Raw genomic sequence first — 26524 nt, forward strand, 5'->3', positions numbered from 1 at the left:
GTACCGGAGCGTAACCTGTGGGGAAGTATTCCTGCAGGGCGAGTGATTGCAATCTGGGATAACAGCGGGAGGGGACTTTGGCAGAACCATTTCTGTCTGAAATCAGAATCATGTCTTTCGTCTTTGCGCCTAAAGGTTGGGCGCTATGCAATGGGCAACTCCTGCCCATCAACCAGAACCAAGGGCTATTCTCGCTACTGGGCACGACATTCGGCGGCGATGGGCGTGTGAATTTCGCCTTGCCCGATTATCGCGGATGCGTCCCGATCCATGTCGGCAGCACTCATACGCTTGGCGAGCGCGGCGGCGAACAGGCTCATACACTTTCGATCGCGGAAATCCCGACCCACCTGCACGTTGCCAACGCGTCTGGTTCACAGGGCAACTCAACCAATCCGAATTTCGGCGGCACGGGCAATGTCCTGGCGAAGGATCCGGGAAATATCTACGGCCCCGCGGCCAACCTGGCCGCCTTGAACGCTGGAAGCGTCAGCAGCGTCGGCGGCGGCCAGGCGCATCTGAACATGCAGCCCTTCCTGACATTGAGCTTCTGCATCGCCCTGCAGGGCATTTTCCCGTCGCCGAATTGAGGGAGCGCGATCATGGCACAACCTTACATCGGTGAAATCAGAATGTTTGCCGGCAATTTCGCACCGGCGGGCTGGATGCTCTGCGAGGGACAGCTTCTGCCGATCTCGGAGAACGAAACGCTGTTCCAGCTGATCGGTACCACCTATGGCGGCGATGGCGAGAGCACGTTCGCCTTGCCCGATGCGCGTGGCCGACTCCCAATTCATCAGGGCAATGGCTTTGTCCTCGCCGAGACTGGCGGCGCCGAAGAGATTACCCTGACGATCTCCCAGATCCCCGCGCACACACACGCTTTTCTCGGAAATGCCGGCAACGGATCGCAAGCAGCACCACAAAACAATGTGCTTGCAAGCTCGACCTTAGTGAGGCTCTACGCGTCGGAGACGGCAGACGCCAACATGGCAGCACCGGCTATTTCGTCAGTGGGCGGCAGCCAGCCCCACAGCAACTTCCAGCCCTATCTCTGCATCAACTTCATCATCTCACTGTTCGGCATTTTTCCATCACCTACCTGAGAGGGACCGTCATGGCCGACCCGTTCGTTGCCGAAATCCGCATCTTTCCGTTCAATTTTGCCCCAAAGGGCTGGGCCTGGTGCGATGGACAGTTGCTGCCGCTGTCGCAGAACACGGCGCTGTTCTCGCTGCTTGGCACCACCTATGGCGGCGATGGCAGATCCAATTTCGCCTTGCCCGATTTGCAGGGCAGCGCGCCGATGCACCCCGGCCAGGGGCCAGGCCTGTCGTTGCATGACCTTGGCGAGAGCGGCGGATCGGAGACGATCACTCTGCTCCAGTCCGAGATTCCCTCGCACAACCATACGATGCGAGGCACGGTCGAAGATGGCACACAAGGGACACTGACGCCCAACATCACGTTGGCGACCTCCATAGGCGGAGCCGCGTTCCAGACGACAACCAACGCCGGTCTGGTCCCTTTGAACAGCAACGCACTGGCGCCGGCCGGCGCCAGTCAGCCGCACAACAACATGCAGCCCTATCTCACCTGCTACTTCAACATCGCGCTGCAGGGCGTGTTCCCTCCACGTCCCTGACGTGTCGATGAATCCTGTTAGCAAACCGGCCGGCTGGGTACGCGCGGCCGGCCTTGGCCTAATATTTCGCCCTATGACGGAAATCGATCTGCCGTTCCTGGCGCGGGTTTATGCCTCGACCCGTGCCGAGGAACTGACTCTCACCTCGTGGAACGAGGCGCAGAAGGCGGCGTTTCTGGACATGCAGTTCCAGGCGCAGCACGCGCACTACCAAAAATATTATCCCAACGCCGACTGGCTGGTGATGATGTATGAAGGCAGCGACATCGGCCGCCTCTATATCGAACGCTGGCCAAGCGAGCATCGCATCATCGACATCACCTTCCTGCCCGCCTTTCGCGGCAAAGGGTTCGGCAAGGCGCTGCTCGCCGACCTGATCGACGAGGCGGGCGCCCCCGGCAAGGCGGTGTCGATCCATGTAGAAAAGCACAACCCGGCCATGCGGCTCTATCTGCGGCTGGGCTTCACGGTCGCCGAGGACAAGGGCGTCTACGACCTGATGTTGCGACCGCCGTCGTAGCGGTTACGATGATGTGCCACGATACCACGACACGATGCTGAACCGCTCACCGCGCGTGACCGGGGTGACTTCGTGTGTCGTTTCCGAACGAAACGCGATCAGCGAGCCCGGCAATGCCTGCATGGCGATGCGCAGGTCCGGACCGCTATAGGGCCCGTGCAGGACCAGCGAGCCGCCCGCGTAGTTATCCGGCAAAGGATCGTCGGATTGCCTATTGAGAAAGATCACCGCCGAGATTTTTCGGAAGCGCGATTCGTCATGAATGAGCGGCGTGTTGCCGTCCTGGTGCGGCACGAAGAAATCGCCCTCCTGGTAGTGCAGGAACTGGGGTTTCTCAAACGCGCCGAGTACGACGCCAAAGTGCCGTTCCAGGGCCGCCTTCTGTTCAGCCAGCAAGCCGCTTACCCGCGCCTCGGTGGCTGCTGAAACCTCGGCGCGCCTGCTCCGGCGCACCCGCGGCCATGCCGGCTTCTGGTCGGAACGGCCGAGCAGGCCTGCATCCCGGCCGGCGGCGCCGCGAATTTCGGCGCACAGAGCGTCGCATGCCGCTTTGTCCAGCGCTTCCGGGACAATGAGATAGTCGACCATTTCAAGCCGGGCTCAGTTGAACACGGCCTCATAGTGATAGCCCGACGCATCGACCGAAACCGGCACGATGAAAATGTCGTCGGCAATTGTGTCACCGGTGAAGTGATAGATGGCCTGCGGTAGCCTTACGTCGCCTGGTCCCTTGAACAGCAATGTGAAGCCGCCGCCGTCTCGCGGGCTGGCCTCGATGCGCCGGACCTGGGTCAGCTCGAGCGAAAACCGCCTTCCACCGGCCGACACCGTGAAAACCGACCCCGCCGCCCGCTCGAAATCCGCTGCCGAAACCATCTTGTCCGCCTCAACCTGTTTTGAAGTCCGCGGCAATGTCGCCACTTCGCGGCAAGCTGTCTAGAGCCATCGGCGACCTCTGCCGCATTGCGCTGCAAACCATGGTACTGCTTTTGCGGCAGTGAAGAACGCTGTAGAGCATTTGCTTCATCTTGCGCATGATCATATCCAAATCGAGGATCAGTATGCAGGAACAGATCCCGGCTGGTGCTGGGTCACCCATGGGCGAGCCGCCGCGACCGGCGTGCGGGAGAGGAACGAAACGATGGCTGACAGCGGCGTGAAAACGGAAACGGCACCGGCGGGCGAAGCATTGCCGCTTTTCTACTCCAGGCCGGAGGCGCTCAATCCGGCGCGGCACGGCTCGCTGGGGTTGACCGCGCGCAGCGACTTTTCCTTCGCGCGCTCGGCGCACGCCATCCCGGTGGTGGCGTCGGAGATGCCGGCGGCGATGCGCTCCTATCCGATCGTCTTCATCGGCGCCGCCAAGGCGCCCGTCATCATCACCGGCGTTCGCCAGGACGAGAACCTGTTCGTCGATGCCGACGGCAAGTGGAACGCGCCGCACTACATCCCGGCCTATGTCCGCCGCTACCCTTTCATCCTGGCCGAGGATCCGACCTCGGCCGGCCGGCTGACGCTGTGCGTCGACCGGGCGAGCGACCGTGTCGTCGACCAGCTGATGGCGCCCTTCCGCGACGACAAGGTGCTGCCATTCTTCGGCGGCAACGAACCGACCGAGGCGACCAGGCAGGCGCTCGCCTTCTGCAACCAGTTCCAGATCGATTTCAGGGCCACCCGCGAGATGGTCGACAAGATCGACGCGCACGGTCTGTTTTCGCCGCGCCAGAGCAAGGTGACGCTGGAAGGCGGCGAAGTGCTCAACCTCACCGACTTCCAGGTGATCGATGAGGCGGCCTTCAACAAATTGAGCGACGAGGCCTTCCTCGACCTCAGAAAGTCCGGCGCGCTCGGCCTGCTCTATTGCCACCTCGCCTCGACCAACAGCTGGACCTCGCTGGTGCACCAGGCGTCGCTTCGCAAGGCGGACACCGCGAAGAGTGCCTGACGGCATCGCCGGACCTGCCGAGGTCGACGACATCCAAATTGGAACATTTCAGGCGCTGTCCGGTTGCTTCCTCAGGGAAGGAAGACGGCCATGGTGATCAGCCAGGAAGAACGTGTCGCGCATATCAGCAAGCGGGCCCGCGAACTCTGGGAACGGGAAGGCTTGATGCCCGACCGTGAGAAGGCCTGCTGGGACAAGGCGGTCGAGGAGTTCGAGTCCGGCCGGCTGACCGCCGGACGAAAGCAACCAGGCGCGGATGCCGCTGGCGACAGCGCGGGTACCAAACACTGACGCTGATGGCACAATCGGAGCGAACCCAGAGACGTATCGGACCGACGCCAAAGTGGATGCCGTCATGGCCCGCGTCACATACAAGTTCGGGATGGGTCAGTAGCCCAGTCGAGCGGCGCAGGAATTTCCCGTGCACCCAACGGAGGGCGCCTGTGCGACAGGCCACGCCGGCAGCGCCCGACATCACGGATTCGTGATGCTCGGGATGAACGGCGTCCGAAAAGCGTTTCAGTCTTTGTTCGCCGGGTGCTCCTGAGACCGCGAGCGCCCTGAAATCAAACCGATTTTGGGAGAACAATGATGAAACATCACCTTATCCCCGTGGTGCTGGGCTTGCTGATGACCTCCGCCGGCCTGGCCTCGGCAGCCAACGTCCACTCGGTAACGGGGACGAAAGGTCAACCCGATCAAACGATCGGCACCGCTCAGACAGGAAGTGTTACGCCTGGCAATGCCAGCACCGCGCCGGGTTCGGCCTTCAATCCGGACGGAAATGCGGGAACACACTACGCAGGCACCCAGCCGCAGAACTCCAAGAACCCGAACAGCGTATCTCAGTACGACGTTGCCGGCTTCCAGCAGTCCCATAAGTGACATCCGGCTCTTGGGGGCGGTCGAGGTTCAATCCGCCAAAAACGAAAAAGCCGCGGCGAACCGCGGCTTTTCGATGCTTGATTCCCTGGAGGAAACTGGAGCGGGTGAAGCGATTCGAACGCTCGACCCCAACCTTGGCAAGGTTGTGCTCTACCCCTGAGCTACACCCGCTCACACGGCGTCTTGGCCGCAAGCCGGGCCTATATGGCTGAAGACCGCGGCGATTGCAACAGGGAAATAGCAGGCTTTTTGCAACCTTCCGAGCGATGCCGGCAAACCGCCCGCGACGCGCCGATTTCATCGCCGCTGGCGCGACGGTCTTGTGTCGGCCGCCTCATTGGCCGTAAACGGCAAGGCCGAGAAACCGACGAAGAAGAGACCCATGCCGAAGACCGAAGCTGACCTGATGGCCTTTCTTGCCGAACTCGGCATCGCGGTTTCGACGATACGCCACCCGCCGCTCTATACGGTTGCCGATTCGCAGGCGCTGCGCGGCGAAATCGCCGGCGGGCACACCAAGAACCTGTTCCTGAAGGACAAGAAGGACAATTTCTTCCTGGTCACCGTCGGCGAGGACGCGGTCGTCGATCTCAAGCAGATACACCAGCTGATCGGCGCCGCCAGCCGGGTTTCGTTCGGCAAGCCGGAAATGCTGATGGAGCTTCTGGGGGTCACGCCGGGGGCGGTCACGGTGTTCGGCATCGTCAACGACAGGGAAAACCGGGTCAAACTGGTGCTCGACAAGGATCTGATGGACCATTCCGTCATCAATGCGCATCCCCTGACCAACGAGGCGACGACATCGATCGCGGCCGCCGATCTCATCAGATTCGTCGAGGCAACCGGGCATGATGCTGCTATCTTGAAAGTCTCGGCATGATCGCCACATGGGTGGCAAAGCCGATTTCCAATTGAGACAGGGCGCCGGGCCACGGGCCGGCCGCGCGACCGAAAGGGTGACGAGATGAGCGACAACAATCCGTTTGGCGGATCATTCGGAAACAAGGGCGGCCAGTATGCCACCACGGTGCAGTATGGCGGAACCGAGCCCAAAGCCGGATTCGGTGAGACGTCCGCGCCCCCAGCCGCCAGCCCCACCACCACAGGCGACGTCATCAAGGACACGACGACCGCGGCCTTTGCCGCCGACGTCATCCAGGAATCGCGCCGCCAGCCGGTGCTGGTCGACTTCTGGGCGCCGTGGTGCGGACCTTGCAAGCAGCTCACCCCGCAGCTGGAAAAGGCGGTCAAGGCCGCCGGCGGCAGGGTCAAGCTGGTCAAGATGAACATCGACGACCATCCCTCGATCGCCGGCCAGCTCGGCATCCAGTCGATTCCGGCGGTCATCGCCTTCAAGGACGGCCAGCCGGTCGACGGCTTCATGGGCGCCATCCCCGAGAGCCAGATCAACGAATTCATCACCAAGGTCGGCGGCAAGGGCAATGGCGCGCCGCCGGTGGCCGAGGCCCTGGCTGCGGCGGCGGAGGCGCGCGACGCCGGCGACATGCAGACCGCGGCCGACATCTACGATGCCATCCTGGCGCAGGCGCCGGAAACGGTCGAGGCGATTGGCGGGCTGGGCGACCTGCTGTTCGAGGCCGGCGACACCGAGGGTGCTGAGGCGCTCCTGGCAACGGCGCCGGAGGCCAAGAAAGACGCACCGCCGCTGGCTGCCCTGCGCGCCAAGATCGCGCTGGCCGCGCAGGCGGCGGCGCTGGGCAATCCGGCCGAGTTCGAGCGGCGGCTCGCGGAAAATCCCAAGGACCATCAGGCCCGTTTCGACCTGGCGATGATCCAGAACGCCATGGGCGATCGCACGGCGGCCGCCGACAATCTGCTGGCCATCATCAAGGCCGACCGGAGCTGGAACGAGGATGGCGCCAGGACGCAGTTGCTGCAGCTGTTCGAGGCCTGGGGCATGACCGACGAGGCGACGCTTGCCGCGCGCCGCAAATTGTCGGCATTGCTGTTTTCCTGAGCCGGTTACGGTTGTTTTGTCGCAAGGGCTTGTGGCGCCAGGCCTGTGCGCCAGATAGGACAAGGCAGGATTGACGCTTCGCAAGGGAAGCGATCGGAGGAACGAGGTGCAAGCGGGAAACGCGCATTACCGGCTCGCCAAGGATCTGCCATCGACGATCCCGCTCTTTCCGCTCGAAGGCGCGCTGCTCCTGCCGGGCGGCCGCATGCCGCTCAACATCTTCGAGCCGCGCTACCTGCAGATGGTGGACGAGGCCGTCGCCGGCTCGCGGCTCGTCGGCGTCATCCAGCCCGGCCTCAATGGCGCATTGCGCGAGGATGGCGAGCCGGAGCTTTGCAACGTCGGCTGCATCGGTCGCATCATCGCCTTTTCCGAGACCGGCGACGGCCGCTACCTGATCTCGCTGCAAGGCGTGTGCCGGTTCCGCGTCGCCCACGAGCTGACGGTCAAGACGCCGTTCCGCCAGGCGAAGCCGGCGCCCTTCCTCGCCGATCTCGACGAAGAGCAGGCGGCTGATGAAATCGACCGGCCGGCGCTGCTCAGAGCCTTTCGCGCCTATCTGCAGGCCAATGACCTGGAAGCCGACTGGGAGAGCGTCAGCCGCGCCGAAAACGCCATGCTGGTCAACGCGCTGTCGATGATGGCCCCCTACGGACCGGCCGAGAAGCAGGCATTGCTCGAGGCCGCGGACCTGAAAACCAGGGCCGAAACGCTGATCGCCATCACCGAGATGACGCTGGCGCGGGAGAATGAGGATTTTGGCTCGAGCCTGCAGTAGGAATGCGTCGATATCCAGCCGGCCCGCAAATGACGGCCCGACCGATCTCGACAGATCCTGCATCCTGGCTGACAGGCTGGGCGTGAAACCGGAAGAGGACCCAATGGCGGATGGGCGCGATGGAAAGAAGACCAATGTTGACCCGAAGCTGCTCGAACTCCTGGCCTGCCCGCTGACCAAGGGGCCGCTGGCCTGGGACCCCGAGCGCGGCGAGCTGGTTTCGCGGGTCGCCAAGCTCGCTTATCCGGTGCGCGACGGCATCCCGATCATGCTGCCCTCGGAAGCGCGGGTGCTCTCGGCCGAGGATGTGCTGTCGCCGCCACGGCCAGGTGGGCCGAATTGAGGTGGCGCGGAGCCATCCGCTCCGCTTCAACCATATACGTGTACAAACCAAGGGACATCAGGTCTTCGCGACGTCGCCTCAGCTCGGCCTGGCCAGTGCCTTGTCGATCTGCGGCAGCAGAAGCTCCCTGGCGGACTCTGGCGTCAGCGGGCCGACATGCTTGTAGGCTATCTTGCCATCCTTGCCGATGACGAAGGTTTCCGGCACGCCATAGACACCCCAGTCGATCGCCGTGCGGCCGGCTTCGTCGACGCCGATTGCCTGGAACGGATTGCCAAGGTCGCCGAGGAAGCGGCGGGCGTTTTCCGGCCGGTCCTTGTAATTCAGCGCCGCCATCGCGAACCTTTTGTCCTGCGCCAGCGCCAGCAGCACTGGGTGCTCTTCCCGACATGGTGCGCACCAGGACGCAAACACGTTGACCAGCGTGACCTTGCCGGCGAAGGCTTTCGAATCGAGCCCGGGCAGATTGCTGCCCTCCAGGGGCGGCAAGTTGGTTTGTGGCGCCGGCAGGCCGATGAGCGCCGACGGCACTTCCGAGACATCGCGTCCCGACAACAGCTGCGACAGGAACAGTCCGGCCAGTCCGAGGAAGACCAGCAGCGGCAAAAATACGAACAGGCGGCGACGGGCCGGCGTTTCCGTCCCTGTGCTCATGACTTGGCTGCCTTGTCGGAACGGCGGCGCACGCCGGCCGCCTCGAGTTCGGCGAGTTCGCGCTTGCGCGCCCGCTGGTCGATGAGGATCCAGCCGATCAGCCCGGCCAGTGCCACGGCGGTGATCGTGTAGGCCGCCGCGACGTAGAGCGCATGCGCGCTCATGCGCGCCGCTCCATCGCCGCGTCTCGTTCCAGCCGGGTCTTTCCGCCTCGTTCGATCATGTCTTCCCTTAGCCGCGCGCCGGCGGCTTCGCAATCGGTCGCCACGCCGCAGCCTTCAGACCTCTGGCGCCTCAATCGGTGCCGTGGCGCAGCGCCAGCGCCGCTGCGGTCGGCCCCAGCACACCAAGAAACAGCGTCAGCGCGGCAAGAATGAGGAAGGGCTGCAGGAATGGATCGGGATTGGCCGTCGCGCCATAGCTCGCCGAAACGCCGAAGATCAGCACCGGTATGGTCAGCGGCAGCACCAGCACCGAGATCAAGAGGCCGCCACGCGGCAGCGCCACCGCCACCGCGGCGCCCACGGCACCGATGAAGGTGATTGCCGGCGTGCCGACCAGCAGCGTCAGCGCCGTGGCGCCTATGGCCAACGGTTCCATGTTCATGAACAGGCCGAGCAGGGGGGCCGCGACCACCAGCGGCAGGACGCTGCCCGCCCAATGCGCGACGCACTTCACCAGCACCGTCAGCGCCAGCATATGCCGGTCGTTGCCGAGCACCAGGAGATCGAGCGAACCGTCCTCGCGATCGGCCTGGAACAGCCGGTCGAGGCCGAGCAGGCAGGCAAGCAGCGCGCCGATCCACAGGATCGCCGGACCGATGCGGGCCAACAGCTTGAGATCCGGCCCAACGCCGAAAGGGATGGTGGCGATGACGGCGAGGAAGAAGATGACGCCCGTCAGCGCGCCGCCGCCGGCGCGGATGGAGAGGCGGATGTCGCGCAGGAAGAGGGACCACATTACGATGTGGTCCCCTGTTGAAGAAGGGGAGCGCCGTAGGGTGCAGTCATCAAAAGGCCTCCCCCATCGCCAACTCTTTCGCCCCTTCCAATCCCAGCGGCAGATGCGTGGCCGCCACGATCATCCCGCCTTCCTCGCAATGCCTGCGCATCAGCCCTGCAAACCGCGCTTCCGAAGCCTTGTCCAGCCCTGCCGTCGGCTCATCGAGCAGCCACAGCGGCCGATGGCTGACCAAGAGTTTCGCGATCGCCGCGCGGCGTCTTTGCCCGGTCGAGAGATAGCCGAACGGCAAATGGCCGATGCCGCCGAGCCCGACCGTTTCCAGCGCCTCGTCCACATCGAGCCGGCCTTCGCCATGGAACTCCCGCCAGAAGCGCAAATTCTCGGTCACGCTCAGCGCCGTCTTCATCGCGTTCTGGTGGCCGAGATAGTGGCAGGCCGAGCCGATCGAAGGGAACTCGTCGCCGCCGCCTTCGAGCAGCAGCCGGCCCTCGGTTTTCGGCAGCAGGCCGGCGACCACCCTGAGCAAGGTCGATTTGCCCGAACCGTTCGGCCCGGTGACGACCAGGGCCCGGCCCTGATCGAGGACAAAGCCGATGCCGGAGAAAACCGGCTCGCCGCCGCGTTCGCCGCCCAGATTTTCGGCGATAAGCCGCATCCCTCGCCTGCCCTGAAATCAATGTTTCGCGAGCGCTGCCGCATCGCACAAATTTGCTCAGCAACTGTCTAGAACTATTCCAGAAAATTCTCTATATGCGGGGCATCCGTGCCAGCGGTCGGCGCGGGAACAGAATTAGCGCCGAACCAGCGCACGCGCCGCCTTGAACGGCTCGGGTTGCTTGGGAACGGACAGCGGAAATGGCCGTACCCGCACCTTTGCGCGTGATTGCATGCCATCGGCGTCCGTTCCCTTTCAGGCTGAACAGACAAGGACGGATCGCACGTGTCAAAATCCCTCGACAGTTTCAATTGCCGCCGCACGCTGAAAGCGGGCGACGCCGAGTATGTCTATTTCGACCTCGTCGAGGCTGAGAAGAACGGCCTCACCGGCATTGCCCAGCTGCCCTATTCGATGAAGGTGCTGCTGGAAAACCTGCTGCGCAACGAGGACGGCCGCTCCGTCACCAAGGAGAGCATCCAGGCGGTGGCAGGCTGGCTGACCGACAAGGGCACCGCCGGCGTCGAGATCGCCTATCGCCCGGCCCGCGTGCTGATGCAGGATTTCACCGGCGTCCCGGCCGTGGTCGACCTCGCCGCCATGCGCGACGCCATGGCCTCGCTTGGCGGCGATCCGCAGAAGATCAACCCGCTGGTGCCGGTCGACCTCGTCATCGACCATTCCGTCATCGTCGACGAGTTCGGCACGCCGATGGCCTTCGCCCGCAATGTCGAGCTCGAATATGAGCGCAACGAAGAGCGCTACAAGTTCCTGAAATGGGGCCAGCAGGCGTTCCGCAACTTCCGCGTCGTGCCGCCCGGCACCGGCATCTGCCACCAGGTCAATCTCGAATATCTCGGCCAGGTGGTGTGGACCAACACCGAGGACGGCGAAACCACCGCCTATCCCGACACCTGCGTCGGCACCGATTCGCACACCACCATGATCAACGGCCTTGGCGTGCTCGGCTGGGGCGTCGGCGGCATCGAGGCCGAGGCGGCCATGCTCGGCCAGCCGGTCTCCATGCTGCTGCCGGAAGTCATCGGCTTCCGCCTCACCGGCAAGCTCAAGGAGGGCGTCACCGCCACCGACCTCGTGCTGACCGTCACCCAGATGCTGCGCAAGAAGGGCGTCGTCGGCAAGTTCGTCGAGTTCTTCGGCCCCGGCCTGTCCAACATGACGCTGGCCGACCGCGCCACCATCGGCAACATGGCGCCCGAATACGGCGCCACCTGCGGTTTCTTCCCGGTCGATTCCGAAACCATCCGCTATCTCACAATGTCGGGCCGCAGCGAGGACCGCATCGCACTGGTCGAGGCCTATTCCAAGGCGCAAGGCATGTGGCGCGAGGCCGGCTCCGCCGACCCGGTCTTCACCGACCTGCTCGAACTGGAGCTGGACAGCGTCGTGCCGTCGATGGCCGGCCCCAAGCGCCCCGAGGGCCGTGTCGCGCTGGAAGGCATTCCCGCCGGCTTCGCCAAGGCGATGGACACCGAATACAAGAAGGCGGCGGAAATCTCCAAACGCTATGCCGTCGAAGGCACCGACCATGACCTTGGCCATGGCGACGTCGTCATCGCCGCCATCACCTCCTGCACCAACACCTCGAACCCATCAGTGCTGATCGGCGCGGGCTTGCTTGCCCGCAACGCCAACCGCCTTGGCCTGAAGCAGAAGCCGTGGGTAAAGACCTCGCTGGCCCCCGGCAGCCAGGTGGTGGCGGAATATCTGGAAAAGTCGGGCCTGCAGAAGGAGCTCGACCAGATCGGCTTCAACCTGGTCGGCTTCGGCTGCACCACCTGCATCGGCAATTCCGGCCCGCTGCCGGCGCCGATCTCAAAAACCATCAACGACAAGGGCCTGATTGCCGCCGCGGTGCTCTCCGGCAACCGCAACTTCGAAGGCCGCGTCTCGCCCGACGTGCAGGCGAACTACCTGGCGTCGCCGCCGCTGGTCGTGGCGCATGCGCTGGCCGGCACCGTGACCAAGGACCTGACCACGGAGCCGCTCGGCGACGACAGGAACGGCAATCCGGTCTATCTCAAGGATATCTGGCCGAGCTCGGCCGAGATCCAGGAGTTCATCGAGAAGAACGTCACCCGCGAGCTGTTCGCCCGCAAATATGCCGACGTCTTCAAGGGCGACGAGTACTGGCAGAACGTCAAGGCGCCGGAAGGCCAGACCTATGCCTGGGACAACAATTCGACCTATGTGCAGAACCCGCCCTACTTCGCCGGCATGACCACGGGTTTCGGCAAGATCGGCGACATCAAGGGCGCCCGGGTGCTCGGCCTGTTCGGCGACAAGATCACCACCGACCACATCTCGCCGGCGGGTTCGATCAAGGCCGCCTCGCCGGCCGGCAAATACCTCACCGACCATGGCGTCGGCGTCGCCGACTTCAACCAGTACGGCACGCGGCGCGGCAACCATGAGGTGATGATGCGCGGCACCTTCGCCAACATCCGCATCCGCAACCACATGCTGGGCGAGAACGGCCGCGAGGGCGGCTACACCATCCACTATCCCAGCAAGGAAGAGGAATCGATCTACGACGCGGCGATGCAGTACAAGAAGGAAGGCGTGCCGCTGGTCATCTTCGCCGGCGTCGAATACGGCAACGGCTCGTCGCGCGACTGGGCGGCAAAGGGCACCAACCTGCTCGGTGTCCGTGCCGTCATCGCCCAGTCCTTCGAGCGCATCCATCGTTCGAACCTGGTCGGCATGGGCGTCATCCCCTTCGTCTTCGAGGAAGGCACCTCATGGGCTTCCCTCAACCTCAAGGGCGACGAGCTGGTCGAGATCGACGGATTGAGCGCCATCAAGCCGCGCCAGACGATGACCGCCAAGATCACCTATGGCGACGGCACGGTGAAGAACGTGCCGATCATCTGCCGCATCGATACGCTGGATGAGCTCGACTACTTCAAGAACGGCGGCATCTTGCAGTACGTGCTGCGCGATCTGGCGGCTTAGAAAACAGTGAGTAGTGAGTGGGATGCAGAGGACGCCCCTACTCACTACTCCCCTGCCGCGGCACAGCAGACCAGCATACCGCACAGTCCTGCCGCGATGAAGGCAAGGTCGTCAAAGCATTGACCGGCCCAGACCAAAGTCCAGGGCCGGTGCGTTCGCAATAGAGATCGATGGCGGTGAGGAGAACCTGCCGCATGGCGATGATGCCGCCGCTCAATCGAACCACGCCTTGAAATGCAGCGGCTGCTCCTATTGCGGCCTTACCTCACGATTGCAGCGGTAAAATTTCACCGCAACGTGACTTCCCGTTGACTTCCCGTTCTGCCACATATTTCGGCAAAGCAGAACAAAGCCGGCATCACCGGCGGGAATTGGAATGGTCATGGCCTCGCGACGATCATTGTGGCTGGCAGCCTTCGCGCTGGCCTTCTCGGCTTTTGCCGGCGCTGGGCATGCCAGCGAGCCCGAAAGGGCCCAGGCCGAAAAATCCGACAGGCCGCTCGGCGTGGTCGAACTGTTCACCAGCCAGGGCTGCAGTTCCTGCCCGCCGGCGGACGCGTTCTTCGCCGAACTCGCCACAAGGCAAGACCTTGTCGCGCTCGCTTATCACGTCGATTACTGGGACTATCTCGGCTGGAAGGACACGCTGAGCCACAAGGAAAACACCGAGCGGCAATATGACTATATGCGCTATTTCAGCAGCCGTTCGGTCTATACGCCGCAGGCCGTCCTGAACGGCCGCATGCATGTCAACGGCGCCAATCGCGGTGAGGTCGACGGCGCGCTTGCCCGCATGGCCCGTGCCGGCGAAGGCATGCGTGTGCCCATCAAGGTCAGCCGCACCGGCGACCGTGTGATCATCGATGCAGGTGACGCCGGCGCCGGCCCGAACGACGCCCATGTCGTCATCGTCTATTTCGACGCGCCGCAGACGGTCAAGATCGGCCAGGGCGAGAACTCCGGCCGCAAGATGACCTATTGGAACGCCGTCACCGGGATCCAGACCGCCGGCATGTGGCATGGCAAGGCGCAGCGCTACGAATTGCCGCTGAGCGAGATCACCAAGAAAGGCGGCTGCGCCGTGCTTTTGCAGTCGGTCGGCAAGGATGGCCTGCCAGGCCCCATCCTGGGTGCGGCTTTCATCCACAAACCGGGATCCGAGGCCTCCCTCGATCGTAAGCTGTAAGGTCACGGGCTCGGCGCAATTCCAGACGGAAACCGCTACATATCCTGCTCGAATGCTTTCAGTGTCCGGTCAGGCGATCGGCGAAGGCCGCAAGGCGCGAGGTCCGGTCCAGGCCGTTTGCTTCACGCCGGTCGGCGATGCGATAGAGCTGGTACATTGTATGCACGCCGAGCCAGCGCAGTGGTTCCGGTTCCCATTTCTTGACCGTGCGGTTGACCCAGGGCAGCCGGGTCAACTCGGTGTCGTGGCCGAGCACGAGGTCGCGCAAGGTGCGGCCTGACAGGTTGGAACTGGAAACCCCGAGCCCGACATAGCCGCCGGCCCAGCCGATGCCGCTTTCCCGGTCGAAGCCTGAAGTGGTGCACCAGTCGCGCGGCACCCCAAGCGTCCCGCACCAGGCATGGTCGAGACGCACGCCCTTGGTCTGCGGCAACAGCCTGGTCAGCACCTCGTGCAACTGGTCGATGGTCGCCTGCTGGGTCCGGCCGCGCACATCGGTGCGCGAACCGAAGCGGTAGGGCACGCCACGGCCGCCCATGGCGATGCGGCCTTCGCGCGTGCGCTGCGCGTAGCAATAGGTGTGAGCGGCATCGCCCAACACCTCGTAACCGTTCCAGCCGATCTGGTCCCACAGTTCTTGCGGCAGCTTCTCGGTCACCACGATGGCGCTGTTCAGCGGCAGCCAGAGACGCTCGTAGCCGGGAATGCCAGCCGTGAAGCCTTCGGTGGCGCGGATGATCTTCCCTGCCCGCACGATGCCTCTGCTGGTGGTGACCTTGCCCTTCTCGATCGCCAGCACCTGCGTCTGCTCGTAGATCGGCACGCCAAGCCGCTCGACAGCCGCGGCCAGGCCTTGCACCAGCTTCGCCGGCTGGACACGCGCGACGTTGCGCACCACGAAGGCGCCCAGCACCTTGTCGATGGCGATGCGCTGGCGCGCCTCCCGCGCGTCGAGGAAGGCCAGCCGCTCCGGCGGCATCTCCCAGCCCAGCAGCTCCTCGTATTCGGCCTTGGCGCGCTGCAATTGTGCCGCGTTGGTGGCGACGGTGATGTTGTCGACGCGGCGAATATCGGCGTCGATGCCTTCGGCTTCCGTCACCGCGATCACCTCATCGACCGTGCCGAACATGGCGCGCTGCATGTCGATCACCGCGCCGCGCGAGGAGGTCTTTGCGTATTTCTCGCGCGACCAGCTGAAGCCGCCCGAGAGCCAGCCGCCATTGCGGCCCGACGCGCCGAAGCCCGCGAACTCTTTTTCGACGATGGCGATGCGCAGCGCAGGCTGCGCCTTCTTCAGATAATAGGCGGTCCACAGGCCGGTGTAGCCGGCGCCGACGATGCAGACATCGGCCTCGATATCGCCGGGCAAGGACGGCCGATAGGCCGGCACGCCGCCGATATCGGCATACCAGAACGACACGTCGCCATTGTGCTTGGCTTGCATTTTTTGAAATCCGTTCCGAAATCAGGTGAGCGTCAGGTCAGCCTTGTCGTCGTCGGCGAGCAGCTTCACGTCGGCGCCGGCGAACAGCACCTCGACCTCGTCTCCGATGGCGAAACTGTCTGCTTCCAGCGTCGAGCGCACGATGGCTTTCGAGCCGTCGGCCAGGTCGACCTCGTATTTTGAGCCGGAGCCGAGATAGATGGCTTCGCCGATACGGCCCGTGAGCCGGTTGCGGCCGTCGCCGCCAGCACCAGGGCGGGCGAGCGCCAGCTTTTCGGGGCGCAGCAGCATGACTGGCCTGCCGCCATTGGCGAGACGCTTGGCGGTTGTCACCGTCTGGCCTGATATTTCGATCGCCGTCTCCTGGCCCGAGGTGGCGGCGGCCCCGCGCAGCACGGTGGAATCGCCGATAAACTTGCCAACGAACAGCGTCGCCGGTTCATCATACAGCTCGCGCCCGGTACCGATCTGTTCGATGCGGCCCCGGTTGAACACGGCGATGCGATCCGACAGCACCAGCGCCTCTTCCTGGTCATGCGTTACATAGACGAAAGTGGTGCCGAGTTCGCGGTGGATGCGCTTGATCTCGAGCTGCAGCCATTCGCGCAGTTTCTTGTCGAGTGCGCCGAGCGGCTCGTCCATCAACAGCAGCGGCGGATCGAAGACGATGGCGCGGGCCAGCGCCACGCGCTGCTGCTGGCCGCCCGAAAGCTCGCTGGGGAAGCGATGGCCGAAATCCGCCATCTTGACCATGTCGAGCGCCTGGCGCACGCGGCGTTCGCGCTCGGCTCCCGCCACGCCGCGCAAGGCGAGCGGATAGGCGACGTTGCGGCTCACCGTCATATGGGGAAACAGCGCGTAATGCTGGAAGACGACGCCGATGTTGCGCTTGTGCGCCGGCACGCCGACGACGCTCTTGCCGCCCACTTCCAGCGCGCCGGAACTGGCCTCGGTAAAGCCGGCGACGACGTTGAGCGTCGTCGTCTTGCCGGAGCCGCTTGGTCCGAGCAGCGTCATGAACTCGCCGGCCTCGATGTGCAGCGACACGCCGTCCAGCGCCTTGAAGCTGCCATAGGCCTTGCTGATCGACCTGAGATCGATCGCCGCGCCCCTGCTGTCTTGCCCCGGGGTCATTGGCGTCCTTTCCGCTCGCGGCCAAGAAGAAGCATGCCGCCGCCGATCAGGATCGTGGTGGCAAACAACAGGATCGTGCCGACGGCCGCGACCGTCGGGTCGGCGTCGCGCGTGATGGAAGCGAAGATCTGCACCGGCAATGTCTTGAGGTAGGGATTGGTGATGAACAGCGACACGACGATCTCATCGAAGGAGGTGGCGAAGGCGAACAGCAGGCCCGACAGCACGCCGGGTGCAATCAGCGGCAGCGTCACCGTGCGGAAGGTGGTGAGCGCGCTGGCGCCGAGGCTCGCCGCGGCTGTCTCGAGCCGCCTGTCGAAAACTTCGAGATTGGCCGAGACGGCAATCAGCACAAAGGGCAGCGCAAGGATGGTGTGGGCGAGCACGAAGCCGAGCAGCGTGCCGACAAGCCGCGTATCGAGATAGACCGCGTAGATGCCGATGGCCAGCACCACGCCCGGCACCACCATCGGTGTCAACATCAGCATGCGCAGCAGGTTTGCCGGCCGCGCCTTCATGCGGTCGAGGCCGAAGGCGGCAAGCGTGCCGAGCACGGTTGCCAGCACGGCAACGATCGAGGCGACCTTCAGCGAATTGAGGAAGCTGCTCGACCAGTCCGGGCTGGTGGCGAAATTCTGGTACCATTGCCAGGAAAAGCCCTGCGGCGGAAACGCCAGCGACTTGTTCTCGTTGAACGACATCGGCACCACGACCAGCGTCGGGGCCACCAGCCATATGGCCACCAGCAGGCAGACAAGGCCGAGGATGACGCGGGTGAGCGGCTTCATCTCCATCAGCGCCGCTCCGCTTCCCGGTACCGGGACCGCATGACGGGCGCGGCGAGCGCCAGCAGCACGAAGGTCGTGACCAGCAGCACCACGCCCATGGCGCCGCCACGGCCCCATTGCAGCAGGCTGAGCACCTGTGTCTGCACCAGGGTGGACAGCATGGTCGAACGCGGACCGCCCAGCAAAGCCGGCGTGATGTAGAAGCCGAGCGCCAGGATGAAGACGATGATCGCCCCGGCATAGACGCCCGGCAACGACAGCGGCAGGTAGATGGTGAAGAAGGCGCGGGACGGCCGCGCGCCAAGGCTTTGCGCCGCGCGCATCAGCCTGAGATCGATGCCTTTCATGACCGAATAGAGCGGCAGGATCATGAACGGCAAAAGCACCTGCGCCATGCCGATGACCACGCCCGTCTGGGTGCGGATCAGCCTGACGCCACCGAGCCCGAGCGACCGCAGGACCGAGTTGATGACGCCTGAATCCTGGAGCAGGATCACCCAGGACAAGGTGCGCACCACGCCGCTCACCCAAAACGGGATCAGCACACACAAAAGCAGCACCAGCCGAACGCGGGGCCCGACCGCGGTCATCAGATAGGCGTAGGGATAAGCGCAAACCACGCACACCAGCGTGACCCACGCCGAAATGACGAAGGTCCGCTGGAGCACGACAAGGTTGATCGGCGCACTGAAGAACCAGACATAGTTCTGCGCTCCCCACTCCGGTTCCGACAGGCTGCGCAGCACGATGGTCAGCAGCGGATAGCCGATCACCGCGAAAAGCAGGACCAGGGCCGGCAACGCGAGCGCGAACGGCCGCCATGCCCTGCGCCTTTCGGCGGCCGGAATGATTGGCTCGGACGCGCTCACGGCCCTTGCTTCCCGTCAGCCGGTCAGTTGCCGGCCATCAGCGCCGACCACTTCTCCTGCGCCACCGCAAAGTTCGGGACCCAGAACTTGAAGTTCTGCTTGTAGCCCTGCTTCTGGCGTTCAGGCGTATTGGTCAGGTAGGCGGCGACGGAAGCGTCGACCTTGGGCTGCGCGTCGTTGTTGATCGGCGTGTAGGAGGTCTTCTCCGCCAATATCTCCTGGGCATGCTTGCCCAGATAGGCATTGAGCAGCGCGTAGGACGCATCCGTATCCTTGACGCCGACCGGAATCGTCATCTGGTCCATCACCACCAGCCAATCCTGCCAGGCGGGTGCGTACTTGGCGCCGTTCTTGACCGCCGTCATGGCGCGGCCCGTCCACATCATCAGCATGTCGGCCTCGCCGGATTCGGCGAGCTGCTGCGATTCGGCACCCGTCTTCCAGAAGATCGTGTCGGGGCCGAGCTTGCGGACCACATCGATGGCCTTGTCGATATCGGCCACCGTCATCGCCTTCGGATCGCCGCCGGCAACCTTGAAAGCCTGTTCCAGCAGGCCACCGGTCGGGCTGCCGGAGCCGTCGATGCCACGCACGCCGGGGAATTTTTGGGTATCGAAGAAGTCGGCCCAGCTCTTGGGCGGATTATCCCCGTACTTTTCCTTGTTGTACATCAGCACGACACCGTAGTTCATCGCCGGCACCGAGCATTCGCCGACCTGGCCTTCCGGGATTTTCGAGACGTCGAGCTTCGTCAGATCAAGCTTCTGGAACAGCTTGCCGCAATAGACATAGGGCGGCAGGTCGTCGGTATCGACGACGTCCCAGGTCACATTGCCGGACTCGACCTGCGCCTGCAGTTTGGCGATCTCCGTCGGGCCGTCATTGAGCAGCTTGACGCCGGACTTGTCGACGAACTCCTTGAGTGCCGCCGCCTGGCCGTCCTGGTAGATGCCGCCATAGGAAACGAGGGTCAGCGTCTTGCCCTTCAGCGAGCCTTCGGCGACCTCTCCCGCCACCGGCTTGGATTGCGCGAGCGCGGCGGTCGCCGCCATAAGCACGGCGACGGCCGCCGCATGTCCAAATCTCAGTTTCATGATCATCTCTCCCATTTGCAGAACTCGCATTGTTTTCATTCACCCGGATGCGAGCGGTTTCCGGGCCTGTATCGATCGAGTTCGAGCGCGCCGGCCGTCGGCGGCGCGATGATCCAGAGCACCTCGGCCGGCGTGTCGCCGACATTGACGGTCCGGTGCGGCACCGAGGTTGCGTATTCGACGCTGTCGCCCTCGCGCATCAGATGGCGCTCGTCGGCAAGCGTCAGTTCGACGGTGCCCTTGAGCACCATGAACATTTCGTGCTCGCCGCCATGCACATAGGTCTCGTCGCCGGTCGAGCCGCCAACCTCGAAATGGCCGGCATAGACTTCGAATTGATGGATCGGCCGCCGCGACAGGAGCATCTTGCGGCCTTGAAGGCCGACCGGAACGACCGGCCGCTCCTCGCGCCTCAGCACCTTGTGCAGGGGACGGGCATTGTCCTCGAACAGATCGTTGATGCCGAGATCGAGAGCGGCGGCGATCTTGAGCAGCGTGCCGGTGTTGGCGCCGCACAGATTGCGCTCGAGCTGGCTGATGAAGCTCGCCGTGGTGCCCGTCATGTCGGCAAGCTGGCGCAGCGAGACGCGCCGCGCCATGCGCAATGCCTTGATACGAGGGCCGACGCCGCCGGCCTCCGGCACGGCCGCGCCGCCATTCAACTGTTTTACTGGGGAGCCCGATGCGTGTGGCATTGTCGTCTCCGTTCTCACTTAACACCCTATTAAGTGGAACGGAAAATGGCAAGCACGGTCGGCAGAATTGAATGGCCACACGGGATTGGCCGCTTTCGGCCCTACGCCGATGCCGTCGGCGCGCAGTCCCGGGTGCAAGGCCCAAAAACGAAAAAACCGACGTCAGCTTGCTTCTGACGTCGGTCATTTAGGTTTTGGGATCGTCGCACCTGGCTTTTCCGAGGAAAAGGCCGAGGTTGGTTCGATCCGACGCAGACCCGTGGGCGGGGGGCTTGGGGTTTACGAGCCGGTGCCGGACCGAACCGTCTCAGGCAACGCCGGTAAATTCGTCGGACATTGGGGCAGGAGCGCGGATAAAAAAAGGCGGAAATGTGGCGAAGCATCACCAATTCCAACACGCGTTTCACAAACGTGACTGGACGCAACGGAAACGGCGCGCCGCTGCCTTCGCTTCTCCGGCTCTTGCAATTGCGATGCGAAGGGGCCAACTTTGGTTGGCAAAGATTCATTTTGAAGGATCGAGGCAGGCATGATCGATGACGGCGGCGGGATGGGGGATGGAGACGCATCCGCAATATTGATCCCGCTGCACGAGGCGCGCAGCGCACGCCTCGACCAGCCGGTCCGCTTCGACCGGCGCGAACTGGACCAGATCCTCAGGCTTTACGGACGCATGGTCGCGGCCAATGAATGGCGCGACTACGCCATCGATCACCTCACCGACCGCGCTGTCTTTTCCGTCTTCCGCCGTGCCAGCGAAGTGCCGCTGTTCCAGATCGTCAAGGATCCGAAACTGGCGCGCAAGCAAGGCGCCTTCGCCGTCATCGCGGCGGGCGGGCGCATCCTCAAACGCGGCCAGGAGCTTGGCCGCGTGCTCGGCGTCTTCGACAGCAAGCTGAAGCTGGTATAGGGGTGAATTGCGAACTGAAGAATTGAGGAACGAAGGAAAAGGGGCGCTTACGTCAGGCGCCGCGTGTCCTGTTCCTCAATTCTTCAGTTCCCCCTTCCGGAACTTCCGCTCCGGCAGCGAATCCGGATCAGGTGGCAGCGATGCCCCGCCGTTGAGCGACAGCTGCATGAATACCGTGTCCAACCAGCGCCCGTGCTTGTAGCCGGAGCCTTCGAGGCGGCCGGAATGACGGAAGCCGAGCTTCTCGTGCAACCTGACCGAGGCGCTGTCGGCGCGGCCATCGCCGATCACCGCGACGATCTGGCGAAAGCCCGCCGCCTCGACCGCCGCGACCAGGCTTTGCATCAGCTTCAGGCCGACACCCTGGCCCTTGGCGTCAGGCGCGACATAGACCGAATCCTCGACGATGAAGCGATAGGCCGGGCGCGGCCGGAAGGCGCCGGCATAGGCATAGCCAAGCACGGCGCCTGCCTTTTCCGCCACCAGATAGGGAAAGCCGCCGGCCGCGAGTGCGGCGAATCGCGTCCCCATCTCGGTGCGACTGGGCGGCTCCAGTTCATAGCTCGCCGTGCCGTTGGCGACCGCGTCGGCGTAGATTTCGGTTATGGCGTCGAGGTCGGCCGGGGTCGCCGGCCTGATCGCGATGTTGCTCATTCTTTATGCAAGCCTCTTTTGTGCTTTCGATAACAGCAGAGGCCCGCTTAAAAGAAAAGGGCGGCCGTTGGGCCGCCCTTCCAGGAGTCGATGGTCCAATACCGCTTAGCGGCGGTCGCCCATGAACTGGAGCAGGAACATGAACAGGTTGATGAAATCGAGGTAGAGCGACAGTGCGCCCATGATGGCCTTGCGGCCCGCGACATCGGAAGCGTCGCCCTCGAAATACATCTCCTTGATCTTCTGCGTGTCGTAGGCGGTGAGGCCGGCGAAGACCAGCACTCCGATCGCCGAGACGGCGAAGGTCAGTGCCGACGACTGCAGGAAGATGTTGATCACCGAGGCGATGATGATGCCGAACACGCCCATGATCAGGAACGAGCCCATCGCCGACAGGTCGCGCTTGGTGGTGTAGCCGAACAGCGACAGCGCGCCGAAGGCCGCGGCGGTGGCGAAGAAGGTCTGCGAGATGCTGGCCGTGGTGTAGACCAGGAAGATCGACGACAGCGACAGGCCGACCAGACCGGCATAGACCCAGAAGGTGGTCTGCGCGGCGGCGACGCTCATCGACTGGATCCTGAACGACAGGAAGAACACGGCGGCCAGCGGAGCCAGCATGACAACCCAGCGCAGCGGCGAACCGAAGATCGCGTAGCCGAACGAGGTCAGCATCTCGCCGCTCGGCAGCGTCGCGACGGCCGAAGCCGGATCGGTGGTGGTGGCCAGCATGATCGTGCCGACGGCGGCAAGGCCGGTGATGAGCAGGCCAAGCCCCATCAGATTGTAGACCTTGATCATGTAGGCGCGCAGACCCTGGTCGATGTCGGCGCGGACGCCGGGCACCGCCGACGTCTGATAGTTGCGAATGGGATCAGCCATTGGAAATCCTCGTTGCTTCTGCCCCGTCCGGTGTCGGGCCTCTTGCGGACCCAGGCGCCGCTGGGGGGCTCCAGCATGCCTGCGCGGAATATGATGGTTATTCGCGTCAAGAACAAGACCGTAACCGGGTGTAACGGTTCGTGACAGGCCAAAATGCCGCTTCGCCGGCCGTTTCGGACGGCATTCTTACCAAGATTTAACCCGGGCAGGCGGCGCCCGCCGGCGAATCAGAGGTTTCGCAGCACGGGTGCCGCCTTGTGGCCGAGCACCCGCCAGGTGCCGGCAAGGCCGATGCCGACCGTGATCACCAGCGAAAAGGCAATCGTCGCCACCGCCACCTCGGGCATGAAATGCGATGGCAGCGTCATGATGCGTGCGACCACGAACCAGGCGGCGGCGCTGCCGGCGGCGAGCGCGAAGATGGCGGTGGCCAGTCCGATCAGCATGTATTCCAGAGAGAATGCCGTGATCAGCGTTCGCCGGGTGGCGCCCAACGTCTTCAGCACCACAGCGTCGTGGATGCGCGCCCGGTTGCCGGCGGCAAGCGCGCCGGCAAGCACCAGAACCGAGGCGATCAGCGCCACGCCGGCCGCCGCCCGGATCGCCGTGCCGAGCTGGCCGACCAGCCGGTTGACGATGTCGAGTGCGTCCTTGACCCGCACCGTCGTCACGGCGGGGAAGGCGCGGGTGACGGCGTTGAGGACGCGCGCGTCGTCGGCCGCCGAGGCGTTCTTTTCGGTGAGCGTGGCTATCCAGCCATGCGGGGCGCCGGCGAATGTGTTGGGCGAGAACACCATGACGAAATTGATGCCCATCGTCTCCCACTCGACCTGGCGGAAATTGGCGATGCGGGCGGTGACATTGCGGCCGAGCACATTGACGGTGATTGTGTCGCCGAGCTTCAGCCCGATTTCCTTGCCTTCCTTGTCGGAAAACGAAACCAGCGGCTCGCTGGCATAGTTGTCGGCCCACCATTTGCCCTCTGTCAGCGTCGCGTTTTCCGGCTGCCTGGTGTCATAGGTCAGGCCGCGATCTCCCTTCAGCACCCAGGCGCCCTCGGCAGGCACCTTGACCTTGTCGACATCGACGCCGTTGAGAGCCATGACCCGGCCGCGCAGCATCGGCACCTTGGTCAGCGTTCCCCGCGGCACCTCCTTCGCCATCAGCGAGGAGAACGCATCGACTTCGCTGCCCTGGATGTCGACGAAGAAGAAGTTCGGCGCCCGCTCCGGCAGGCTGCCGGAGATCTGGCGCCTGAGATTCCCGTCAATCAGCGCCAGTGTCACCAAGAGCGTCAGCCCAAGCCCCAGCGACAGCACCACCGAGGGCGTCAGCGCCCCCGGCCGGTGGATGTTGCCGATGGCGAGCCTGAGCGCGACAAAGCGCACGCGCGGGCTTTTCCGGGCTGCCCATTGCACCAGTCCGCCGACGAGACGCAGCACCAGGAAAGCAAAAACGGTGGCGCCGACGAAGATCGAGGCGATGCGCTGGTCGCCCGAAAACAGGATCGCCAGCGCTGCCAGGAAAAGCGCGATGCCGAGCGCGCAAACGACATAGACGGGGCGCGGCAGGCCCCGGCCTTCCAGTCCCATCTCCCGGAACAGCGCGGTTGCCGGCACGTCACGGGCGCGACCGAGCGGCAACAGCGCGAAGGCCAGCGTCACCAGCAGGCCGAACAGGGCCGCCATGGCGAGCGCGCCGGGATAGAAGCCGCCCTGCGCCGGCACCGGAATGACCGACTGAAGCGCGGCACTCGCCGCGAACGGCATCAGCGCCCCGAGCACCAGGCCGAGCACGATGCCAAGTGCCGCGATGATCAGGATCTGCACGAGGTAGACGGCAAAGACGAAGCCGCCGGACGCCCCCAGGCTCTTGAAGGTGGCGATGACGCCGCGCTTGCCGTCGAGATAGGCGCGCACCGCATTGGCGACGCCGACGCCGCCGACCACCAGCGCGGTGAGCCCGACCAGCGTCAGGAACTGGGAGAAGCGTTCGATATTGGAGGATAGCGCCGGTGCGGCGTTGCTGCGCGTGCGGATCGACCAGCCGGCCTGCGGAAAATCCTTGGCCGCCCGGTCCTGGATGGCCTTGAGCCGCGCCTCGTCGGCACCGGCGGGCAGCCGGACCTTGTAGGCGTTCTCGACCAGGCTGCCCGGTTGGATCAGCCCGGTGGCGGCCAGGCCCTCGGTCGAGATCATCAGCCTTGGCGCGAAGCCGAACCCGTCGGAGACCGCGTCGGGCTCGGCCACCAGCCTGGCGCGCAGTTCGAACGTGGCGGTGCCGAGCTTCAGCCGGTCGCCGATCTTGAGATGCAGCCGTTCGAACAAGAGATCGGGTGCCGCGGCGCCGAAAACGCCGAACTGCCTGCCGAACAGTTCCTGCTTCGTCAGCACCGGTTCGGTTTCCAGCGCGCCATAGAGCGGATAGGCCTCGTCGACAGCCTTGGCCTCGACCAGCGCCTGGTCGGATCCGTCAGCCAGGCGCGCCATCGAGCGCATGCCGGCGGTATGCGAAACCACGCCCAGCCCGTCGAGAAAGCCAAGTTCTGCCTGGCTGGCGTCGCGCTGGTTGATCTGGAAGCGAAGATCGCCGCCGAGCAGCGTCTGGCCCTGATCGGCGACACCGGCGGTGATGGAGCGGGCCACCGAATTGACGCCGCCGATAGCCGCCACGCCGAGCGCGATGCAGGCGAGGAAGATGAGGAAGCCGGACAGGCCGCCGCGCATCTCGCGCAGCGAGAAGCGGATGGCAAGCTTAAGGGTCCGCGCCAGCGGCATCAGGCGGTGACCCTGACCGGCGGCGGCGCCTCGATCCGGCCGGAGCGCATCGAAACCTGGCGCGAGCAGCGCGCCGCGAGCGCCGGATCGTGGGTGACCAGCACCAGCGTCATGCCGCGTTCGGCGGCCTTGGCGAACAGCAGATCGGCGACCTGCCGCCCCGTCGCCTGATCGAGATTGCCGGTCGGCTCGTCGGCGATCAGGATGCGCGGCGATGGTGCCAGCGCCCGGGCGATCGCCACGCGCTGCTGCTCGCCGCCGGAGAGCTCGCCGGGATAATGGGTGACGCGGTCGCTGAGGCCGACGGCCGCCAGTTCCCGCTCCGCCACCGAGAAGGGATCGGCGTGGCCGGCCAGTTCCAGCGGCACGGCGACATTTTCGAGCGCCGTCATATTGGGGATGAGGTGGAAGGACTGGAACACGATGCCAATGTTTCGGCCGCGAAACGAAGCGATCTGGTCCTCGCTTTTACCGTTGAGCAGTTCGCCGGTAATGCGCACCGTACCGGAATCGACCCGCTCCAGCCCGGCCAGCACCATCAGCAATGTCGACTTGCCGGACCCCGACGGGCCGACGATGCCCGTCGCCTCGCCGCGCGCGACGTCGAGGCTGACGCCCTTCAATACATGAACCGACGAAGCGCCTTCGCCGAGTGTCAGGGATACGTCTTTCAGCGCGATGACGGCTTCTGTCAAAATGAAAGCGTCCTATATGGAAAGGGAGGCTCTGCCTGTCGGAAGCCATCGCCGGAA

The 26524-nt window shown here is 64.3% G+C and carries 30 protein-coding genes and 1 tRNA gene; 14 read left to right on the forward strand and 17 right to left on the reverse strand.

Translation table 11 applies throughout. From position 1 onward, the window contains the following. Positions 1–77 precede the first annotated feature (77 nt). The 4 genes from FJ950_RS20515 to FJ950_RS20530 are packed head-to-tail and all read left to right on the forward strand — an operon-like array spanning position 78 to position 2165. Positions 78–590, forward strand: coding sequence for a tail fiber protein (locus FJ950_RS20515; protein ID WP_140618217.1), 513 nt, complete (start codon positions 78–80; stop codon positions 588–590). 12 nt (positions 591–602) lie between these two features. Further along, complete coding sequence (locus tag FJ950_RS20520; RefSeq protein ID WP_015314843.1) at positions 603–1106, forward strand: tail fiber protein; 504 nt, start codon at positions 603–605, stop codon at positions 1104–1106. A gap of 11 nt (positions 1107–1117) precedes the next feature. Then, positions 1118–1645 carry a tail fiber protein gene (locus FJ950_RS20525; protein WP_015314844.1) on the forward strand — a complete coding sequence of 176 codons (528 nt, stop codon included), beginning with the start codon at positions 1118–1120 and terminating at the stop codon, positions 1643–1645. Between the two features lie 7 nt (positions 1646–1652). Continuing rightward, entirely contained in the window at positions 1653–2165 is a 513-nt protein-coding gene (locus tag FJ950_RS20530; RefSeq protein WP_140618218.1) for a GNAT family N-acetyltransferase, read from the forward strand. A 3-nt stretch (positions 2166–2168) separates the two neighbouring features. Here FJ950_RS20530 and FJ950_RS20535 read toward each other — a convergent pair whose 3' ends face one another. Beyond that, positions 2169–2753, reverse strand: coding sequence for a 2OG-Fe(II) oxygenase (locus FJ950_RS20535; RefSeq protein WP_140618220.1), 585 nt, complete (start codon positions 2751–2753; stop codon positions 2169–2171). A gap of 12 nt (positions 2754–2765) precedes the next feature. Beyond that, the gene (locus tag FJ950_RS20540) at positions 2766–3041 is read right to left on the reverse strand and encodes a hypothetical protein (RefSeq protein WP_015314847.1); all 276 of its coding nucleotides are present in this window, start codon (positions 3039–3041) and stop codon (positions 2766–2768) included. A gap of 265 nt (positions 3042–3306) precedes the next feature. Here FJ950_RS20540 and FJ950_RS20545 point away from each other — a divergent pair, with 265 nt between their 5' ends. From FJ950_RS20545 to FJ950_RS20560, 3 genes are all read left to right on the forward strand, one after another. After that, the gene (locus FJ950_RS20545) at positions 3307–4110 is read left to right on the forward strand and encodes a SapC family protein (RefSeq protein WP_140618222.1); all 804 of its coding nucleotides are present in this window, start codon (positions 3307–3309) and stop codon (positions 4108–4110) included. A 90-nt stretch (positions 4111–4200) separates the two neighbouring features. Continuing rightward, positions 4201–4401 (forward strand): DUF2934 domain-containing protein, encoded by a 201-nt coding sequence (locus tag FJ950_RS20550; RefSeq protein ID WP_140618224.1) that lies wholly within the window; start codon positions 4201–4203, stop codon positions 4399–4401. A gap of 300 nt (positions 4402–4701) precedes the next feature. Next, on the forward strand, positions 4702–4995 hold the full coding sequence (locus tag FJ950_RS20560; protein WP_210242362.1) for an adenylate cyclase: 294 nt from the start codon (positions 4702–4704) through the stop codon (positions 4993–4995). 96 nt (positions 4996–5091) lie between these two features. Here the strand turns inward: FJ950_RS20560 and FJ950_RS20565 are convergent. Beyond that, positions 5092–5166: transfer RNA gene (locus tag FJ950_RS20565), tRNA-Gly, on the reverse strand. Between the two features lie 211 nt (positions 5167–5377). Here FJ950_RS20565 and FJ950_RS20570 point away from each other — a divergent pair. From FJ950_RS20570 to FJ950_RS20585, 4 genes are all read left to right on the forward strand, one after another. Next, positions 5378–5875, forward strand: coding sequence for a prolyl-tRNA synthetase associated domain-containing protein (locus tag FJ950_RS20570; RefSeq protein WP_015314918.1), 498 nt, complete (start codon positions 5378–5380; stop codon positions 5873–5875). An 84-nt stretch (positions 5876–5959) separates the two neighbouring features. Then, entirely contained in the window at positions 5960–6973 is a 1014-nt protein-coding gene (trxA, locus tag FJ950_RS20575) for a thioredoxin (RefSeq protein ID WP_140618228.1), read from the forward strand. A gap of 106 nt (positions 6974–7079) precedes the next feature. Then, positions 7080–7751, forward strand: coding sequence for an LON peptidase substrate-binding domain-containing protein (locus tag FJ950_RS20580; protein ID WP_015314920.1), 672 nt, complete (start codon positions 7080–7082; stop codon positions 7749–7751). Between the two features lie 103 nt (positions 7752–7854). Then, complete coding sequence (locus FJ950_RS20585) at positions 7855–8094, forward strand: Trm112 family protein (protein WP_140618229.1); 240 nt, start codon at positions 7855–7857, stop codon at positions 8092–8094. 78 nt (positions 8095–8172) lie between these two features. Here the strand turns inward: FJ950_RS20585 and FJ950_RS20590 are convergent, their stop codons facing one another. The 4 genes from FJ950_RS20590 to ccmA form a co-directional block, all read right to left on the reverse strand. Continuing rightward, entirely contained in the window at positions 8173–8748 is a 576-nt protein-coding gene (locus FJ950_RS20590; RefSeq protein WP_015314922.1) for a DsbE family thiol:disulfide interchange protein, read from the reverse strand. Next, a complete protein-coding gene (ccmD, locus tag FJ950_RS20595) occupies positions 8745–8912 on the reverse strand; it encodes a heme exporter protein CcmD (protein ID WP_015314923.1) in 168 nt (55 codons plus the stop codon). The genes FJ950_RS20590 and ccmD overlap by 4 nt, the downstream gene beginning before the upstream one ends. Before the next feature lie 130 nt (positions 8913–9042). Continuing rightward, positions 9043–9708, reverse strand: coding sequence for a heme exporter protein CcmB (ccmB, locus tag FJ950_RS20600; protein ID WP_023774435.1), 666 nt, complete (start codon positions 9706–9708; stop codon positions 9043–9045). A gap of 49 nt (positions 9709–9757) precedes the next feature. Then, on the reverse strand, positions 9758–10366 hold the full coding sequence (gene ccmA / locus FJ950_RS20605; protein ID WP_015314925.1) for a heme ABC exporter ATP-binding protein CcmA: 609 nt from the start codon (positions 10364–10366) through the stop codon (positions 9758–9760). 285 nt (positions 10367–10651) lie between these two features. Between ccmA and acnA the strand changes: the two genes are divergently transcribed. Both acnA and FJ950_RS20615 read left to right on the forward strand, forming a co-directional pair. After that, positions 10652–13342, forward strand: a complete 2691-nt coding sequence (acnA, locus tag FJ950_RS20610; protein WP_015314926.1) for an aconitate hydratase AcnA — start codon at positions 10652–10654, stop codon at positions 13340–13342. Positions 13343–13718: 376 nt separating this feature from the next. After that, positions 13719–14528, forward strand: a complete 810-nt coding sequence (locus tag FJ950_RS20615) for a thioredoxin family protein (protein WP_140618231.1) — start codon at positions 13719–13721, stop codon at positions 14526–14528. A 58-nt stretch (positions 14529–14586) separates the two neighbouring features. Here the strand turns inward: FJ950_RS20615 and FJ950_RS20620 are convergent, their stop codons facing one another. From FJ950_RS20620 to FJ950_RS20645, 6 genes are read right to left on the reverse strand one after another with little or no spacing between them, the layout of a single operon-like run. Next, positions 14587–15972: an FAD-binding oxidoreductase gene (locus FJ950_RS20620; RefSeq protein WP_140618233.1), complete on the reverse strand. Its 1386-nt coding sequence runs from the start codon at positions 15970–15972 to the stop codon at positions 14587–14589. A gap of 21 nt (positions 15973–15993) precedes the next feature. Then, on the reverse strand, positions 15994–17106 hold the full coding sequence (locus FJ950_RS20625) for an ABC transporter ATP-binding protein (protein WP_140618235.1): 1113 nt from the start codon (positions 17104–17106) through the stop codon (positions 15994–15996). Further along, a complete protein-coding gene (locus FJ950_RS20630) occupies positions 17103–17900 on the reverse strand; it encodes an ABC transporter permease (RefSeq protein ID WP_015314930.1) in 798 nt (265 codons plus the stop codon). Before FJ950_RS20630 ends, FJ950_RS20625 begins: the two co-directional genes overlap by 4 nt. Further along, a complete protein-coding gene (locus FJ950_RS20635) occupies positions 17900–18763 on the reverse strand; it encodes an ABC transporter permease (RefSeq protein ID WP_015314931.1) in 864 nt (287 codons plus the stop codon). The genes FJ950_RS20630 and FJ950_RS20635 overlap by 1 nt, the downstream gene beginning before the upstream one ends. Before the next feature lie 23 nt (positions 18764–18786). Continuing rightward, entirely contained in the window at positions 18787–19857 is a 1071-nt protein-coding gene (locus tag FJ950_RS20640; protein ID WP_181171355.1) for an extracellular solute-binding protein, read from the reverse strand. Between the two features lie 35 nt (positions 19858–19892). Further along, a complete protein-coding gene (locus FJ950_RS20645) occupies positions 19893–20552 on the reverse strand; it encodes an XRE family transcriptional regulator (protein WP_015314933.1) in 660 nt (219 codons plus the stop codon). A gap of 529 nt (positions 20553–21081) precedes the next feature. On the opposite strand from FJ950_RS20645, the gene FJ950_RS20650 reads away from it, so the two are divergent. After that, positions 21082–21462, forward strand: coding sequence for a DUF2794 domain-containing protein (locus FJ950_RS20650; RefSeq protein WP_015314934.1), 381 nt, complete (start codon positions 21082–21084; stop codon positions 21460–21462). 75 nt (positions 21463–21537) lie between these two features. Here the strand turns inward: FJ950_RS20650 and FJ950_RS20655 are convergent, their stop codons facing one another. The 4 genes from FJ950_RS20655 to FJ950_RS20670 form a co-directional block, all read right to left on the reverse strand. Further along, on the reverse strand, positions 21538–22116 hold the full coding sequence (locus tag FJ950_RS20655) for a GNAT family N-acetyltransferase (RefSeq protein ID WP_140618237.1): 579 nt from the start codon (positions 22114–22116) through the stop codon (positions 21538–21540). Positions 22117–22221: 105 nt separating this feature from the next. After that, the gene (locus tag FJ950_RS20660; protein ID WP_015314936.1) at positions 22222–22995 is read right to left on the reverse strand and encodes a Bax inhibitor-1/YccA family protein; all 774 of its coding nucleotides are present in this window, start codon (positions 22993–22995) and stop codon (positions 22222–22224) included. A gap of 227 nt (positions 22996–23222) precedes the next feature. Continuing rightward, entirely contained in the window at positions 23223–25772 is a 2550-nt protein-coding gene (locus tag FJ950_RS20665) for an ABC transporter permease (protein WP_140618239.1), read from the reverse strand. After that, entirely contained in the window at positions 25772–26467 is a 696-nt protein-coding gene (locus tag FJ950_RS20670; RefSeq protein ID WP_140618240.1) for an ABC transporter ATP-binding protein, read from the reverse strand. The genes FJ950_RS20665 and FJ950_RS20670 overlap by 1 nt, the downstream gene beginning before the upstream one ends. Between the last annotated feature and the right edge of the window lie 57 nt (positions 26468–26524).

Origin of the sequence: Mesorhizobium sp. B2-3-14 (assembly GCF_006442175.1) — a bacterium.
GTDB classification, from domain to species: domain Bacteria; phylum Pseudomonadota; class Alphaproteobacteria; order Rhizobiales; family Rhizobiaceae; genus Mesorhizobium; species Mesorhizobium australicum.

Bases quoted from the DNA above. Each gene is read 5' to 3' on its own strand.
- FJ950_RS20520 (WP_015314843.1), top strand. From the start codon at position 603: ATGGCACAACCTTACATCGGTGAAATCAGAATGTTTGCCGGCAATTTC.
- FJ950_RS20525 (WP_015314844.1), top strand. From the start codon at position 1,118: ATGGCCGACCCGTTCGTTGCCGAAATCCGCATCTTTCCGTTCAATTTT.
- FJ950_RS20530 (WP_140618218.1), top strand. From the start codon at position 1,653: ATGAATCCTGTTAGCAAACCGGCCGGCTGGGTACGCGCGGCCGGCCTT.
- FJ950_RS20535 (WP_140618220.1), bottom strand. From the start codon at position 2,753: ATGGTCGACTATCTCATTGTCCCGGAAGCGCTGGACAAAGCGGCATGC.
- FJ950_RS20540 (WP_015314847.1), bottom strand. From the start codon at position 3,041: ATGGTTTCGGCAGCGGATTTCGAGCGGGCGGCGGGGTCGGTTTTCACG.
- FJ950_RS20545 (WP_140618222.1), top strand. From the start codon at position 3,307: ATGGCTGACAGCGGCGTGAAAACGGAAACGGCACCGGCGGGCGAAGCA.
- FJ950_RS20550 (WP_140618224.1), top strand. From the start codon at position 4,201: ATGGTGATCAGCCAGGAAGAACGTGTCGCGCATATCAGCAAGCGGGCC.
- FJ950_RS20560 (WP_210242362.1), top strand. From the start codon at position 4,702: ATGAAACATCACCTTATCCCCGTGGTGCTGGGCTTGCTGATGACCTCC.
- FJ950_RS20570 (WP_015314918.1), top strand. From the start codon at position 5,378: ATGCCGAAGACCGAAGCTGACCTGATGGCCTTTCTTGCCGAACTCGGC.
- trxA (WP_140618228.1), top strand. From the start codon at position 5,960: ATGAGCGACAACAATCCGTTTGGCGGATCATTCGGAAACAAGGGCGGC.
- FJ950_RS20585 (WP_140618229.1), top strand. From the start codon at position 7,855: ATGGCGGATGGGCGCGATGGAAAGAAGACCAATGTTGACCCGAAGCTG.
- FJ950_RS20590 (WP_015314922.1), bottom strand. From the start codon at position 8,748: ATGAGCACAGGGACGGAAACGCCGGCCCGTCGCCGCCTGTTCGTATTT.
- ccmD (WP_015314923.1), bottom strand. From the start codon at position 8,912: ATGAGCGCGCATGCGCTCTACGTCGCGGCGGCCTACACGATCACCGCC.
- ccmB (WP_023774435.1), bottom strand. From the start codon at position 9,708: ATGTGGTCCCTCTTCCTGCGCGACATCCGCCTCTCCATCCGCGCCGGC.
- ccmA (WP_015314925.1), bottom strand. From the start codon at position 10,366: ATGCGGCTTATCGCCGAAAATCTGGGCGGCGAACGCGGCGGCGAGCCG.
- FJ950_RS20615 (WP_140618231.1), top strand. From the start codon at position 13,719: ATGGTCATGGCCTCGCGACGATCATTGTGGCTGGCAGCCTTCGCGCTG.
- FJ950_RS20620 (WP_140618233.1), bottom strand. From the start codon at position 15,972: ATGCAAGCCAAGCACAATGGCGACGTGTCGTTCTGGTATGCCGATATC.
- FJ950_RS20625 (WP_140618235.1), bottom strand. From the start codon at position 17,106: ATGACCCCGGGGCAAGACAGCAGGGGCGCGGCGATCGATCTCAGGTCG.
- FJ950_RS20630 (WP_015314930.1), bottom strand. From the start codon at position 17,900: ATGGAGATGAAGCCGCTCACCCGCGTCATCCTCGGCCTTGTCTGCCTG.
- FJ950_RS20640 (WP_181171355.1), bottom strand. From the start codon at position 19,857: ATGAAACTGAGATTTGGACATGCGGCGGCCGTCGCCGTGCTTATGGCG.
- FJ950_RS20645 (WP_015314933.1), bottom strand. From the start codon at position 20,552: ATGCCACACGCATCGGGCTCCCCAGTAAAACAGTTGAATGGCGGCGCG.
- FJ950_RS20650 (WP_015314934.1), top strand. From the start codon at position 21,082: ATGATCGATGACGGCGGCGGGATGGGGGATGGAGACGCATCCGCAATA.
- FJ950_RS20655 (WP_140618237.1), bottom strand. From the start codon at position 22,116: ATGAGCAACATCGCGATCAGGCCGGCGACCCCGGCCGACCTCGACGCC.
- FJ950_RS20660 (WP_015314936.1), bottom strand. From the start codon at position 22,995: ATGGCTGATCCCATTCGCAACTATCAGACGTCGGCGGTGCCCGGCGTC.
- FJ950_RS20665 (WP_140618239.1), bottom strand. From the start codon at position 25,772: ATGCCGCTGGCGCGGACCCTTAAGCTTGCCATCCGCTTCTCGCTGCGC.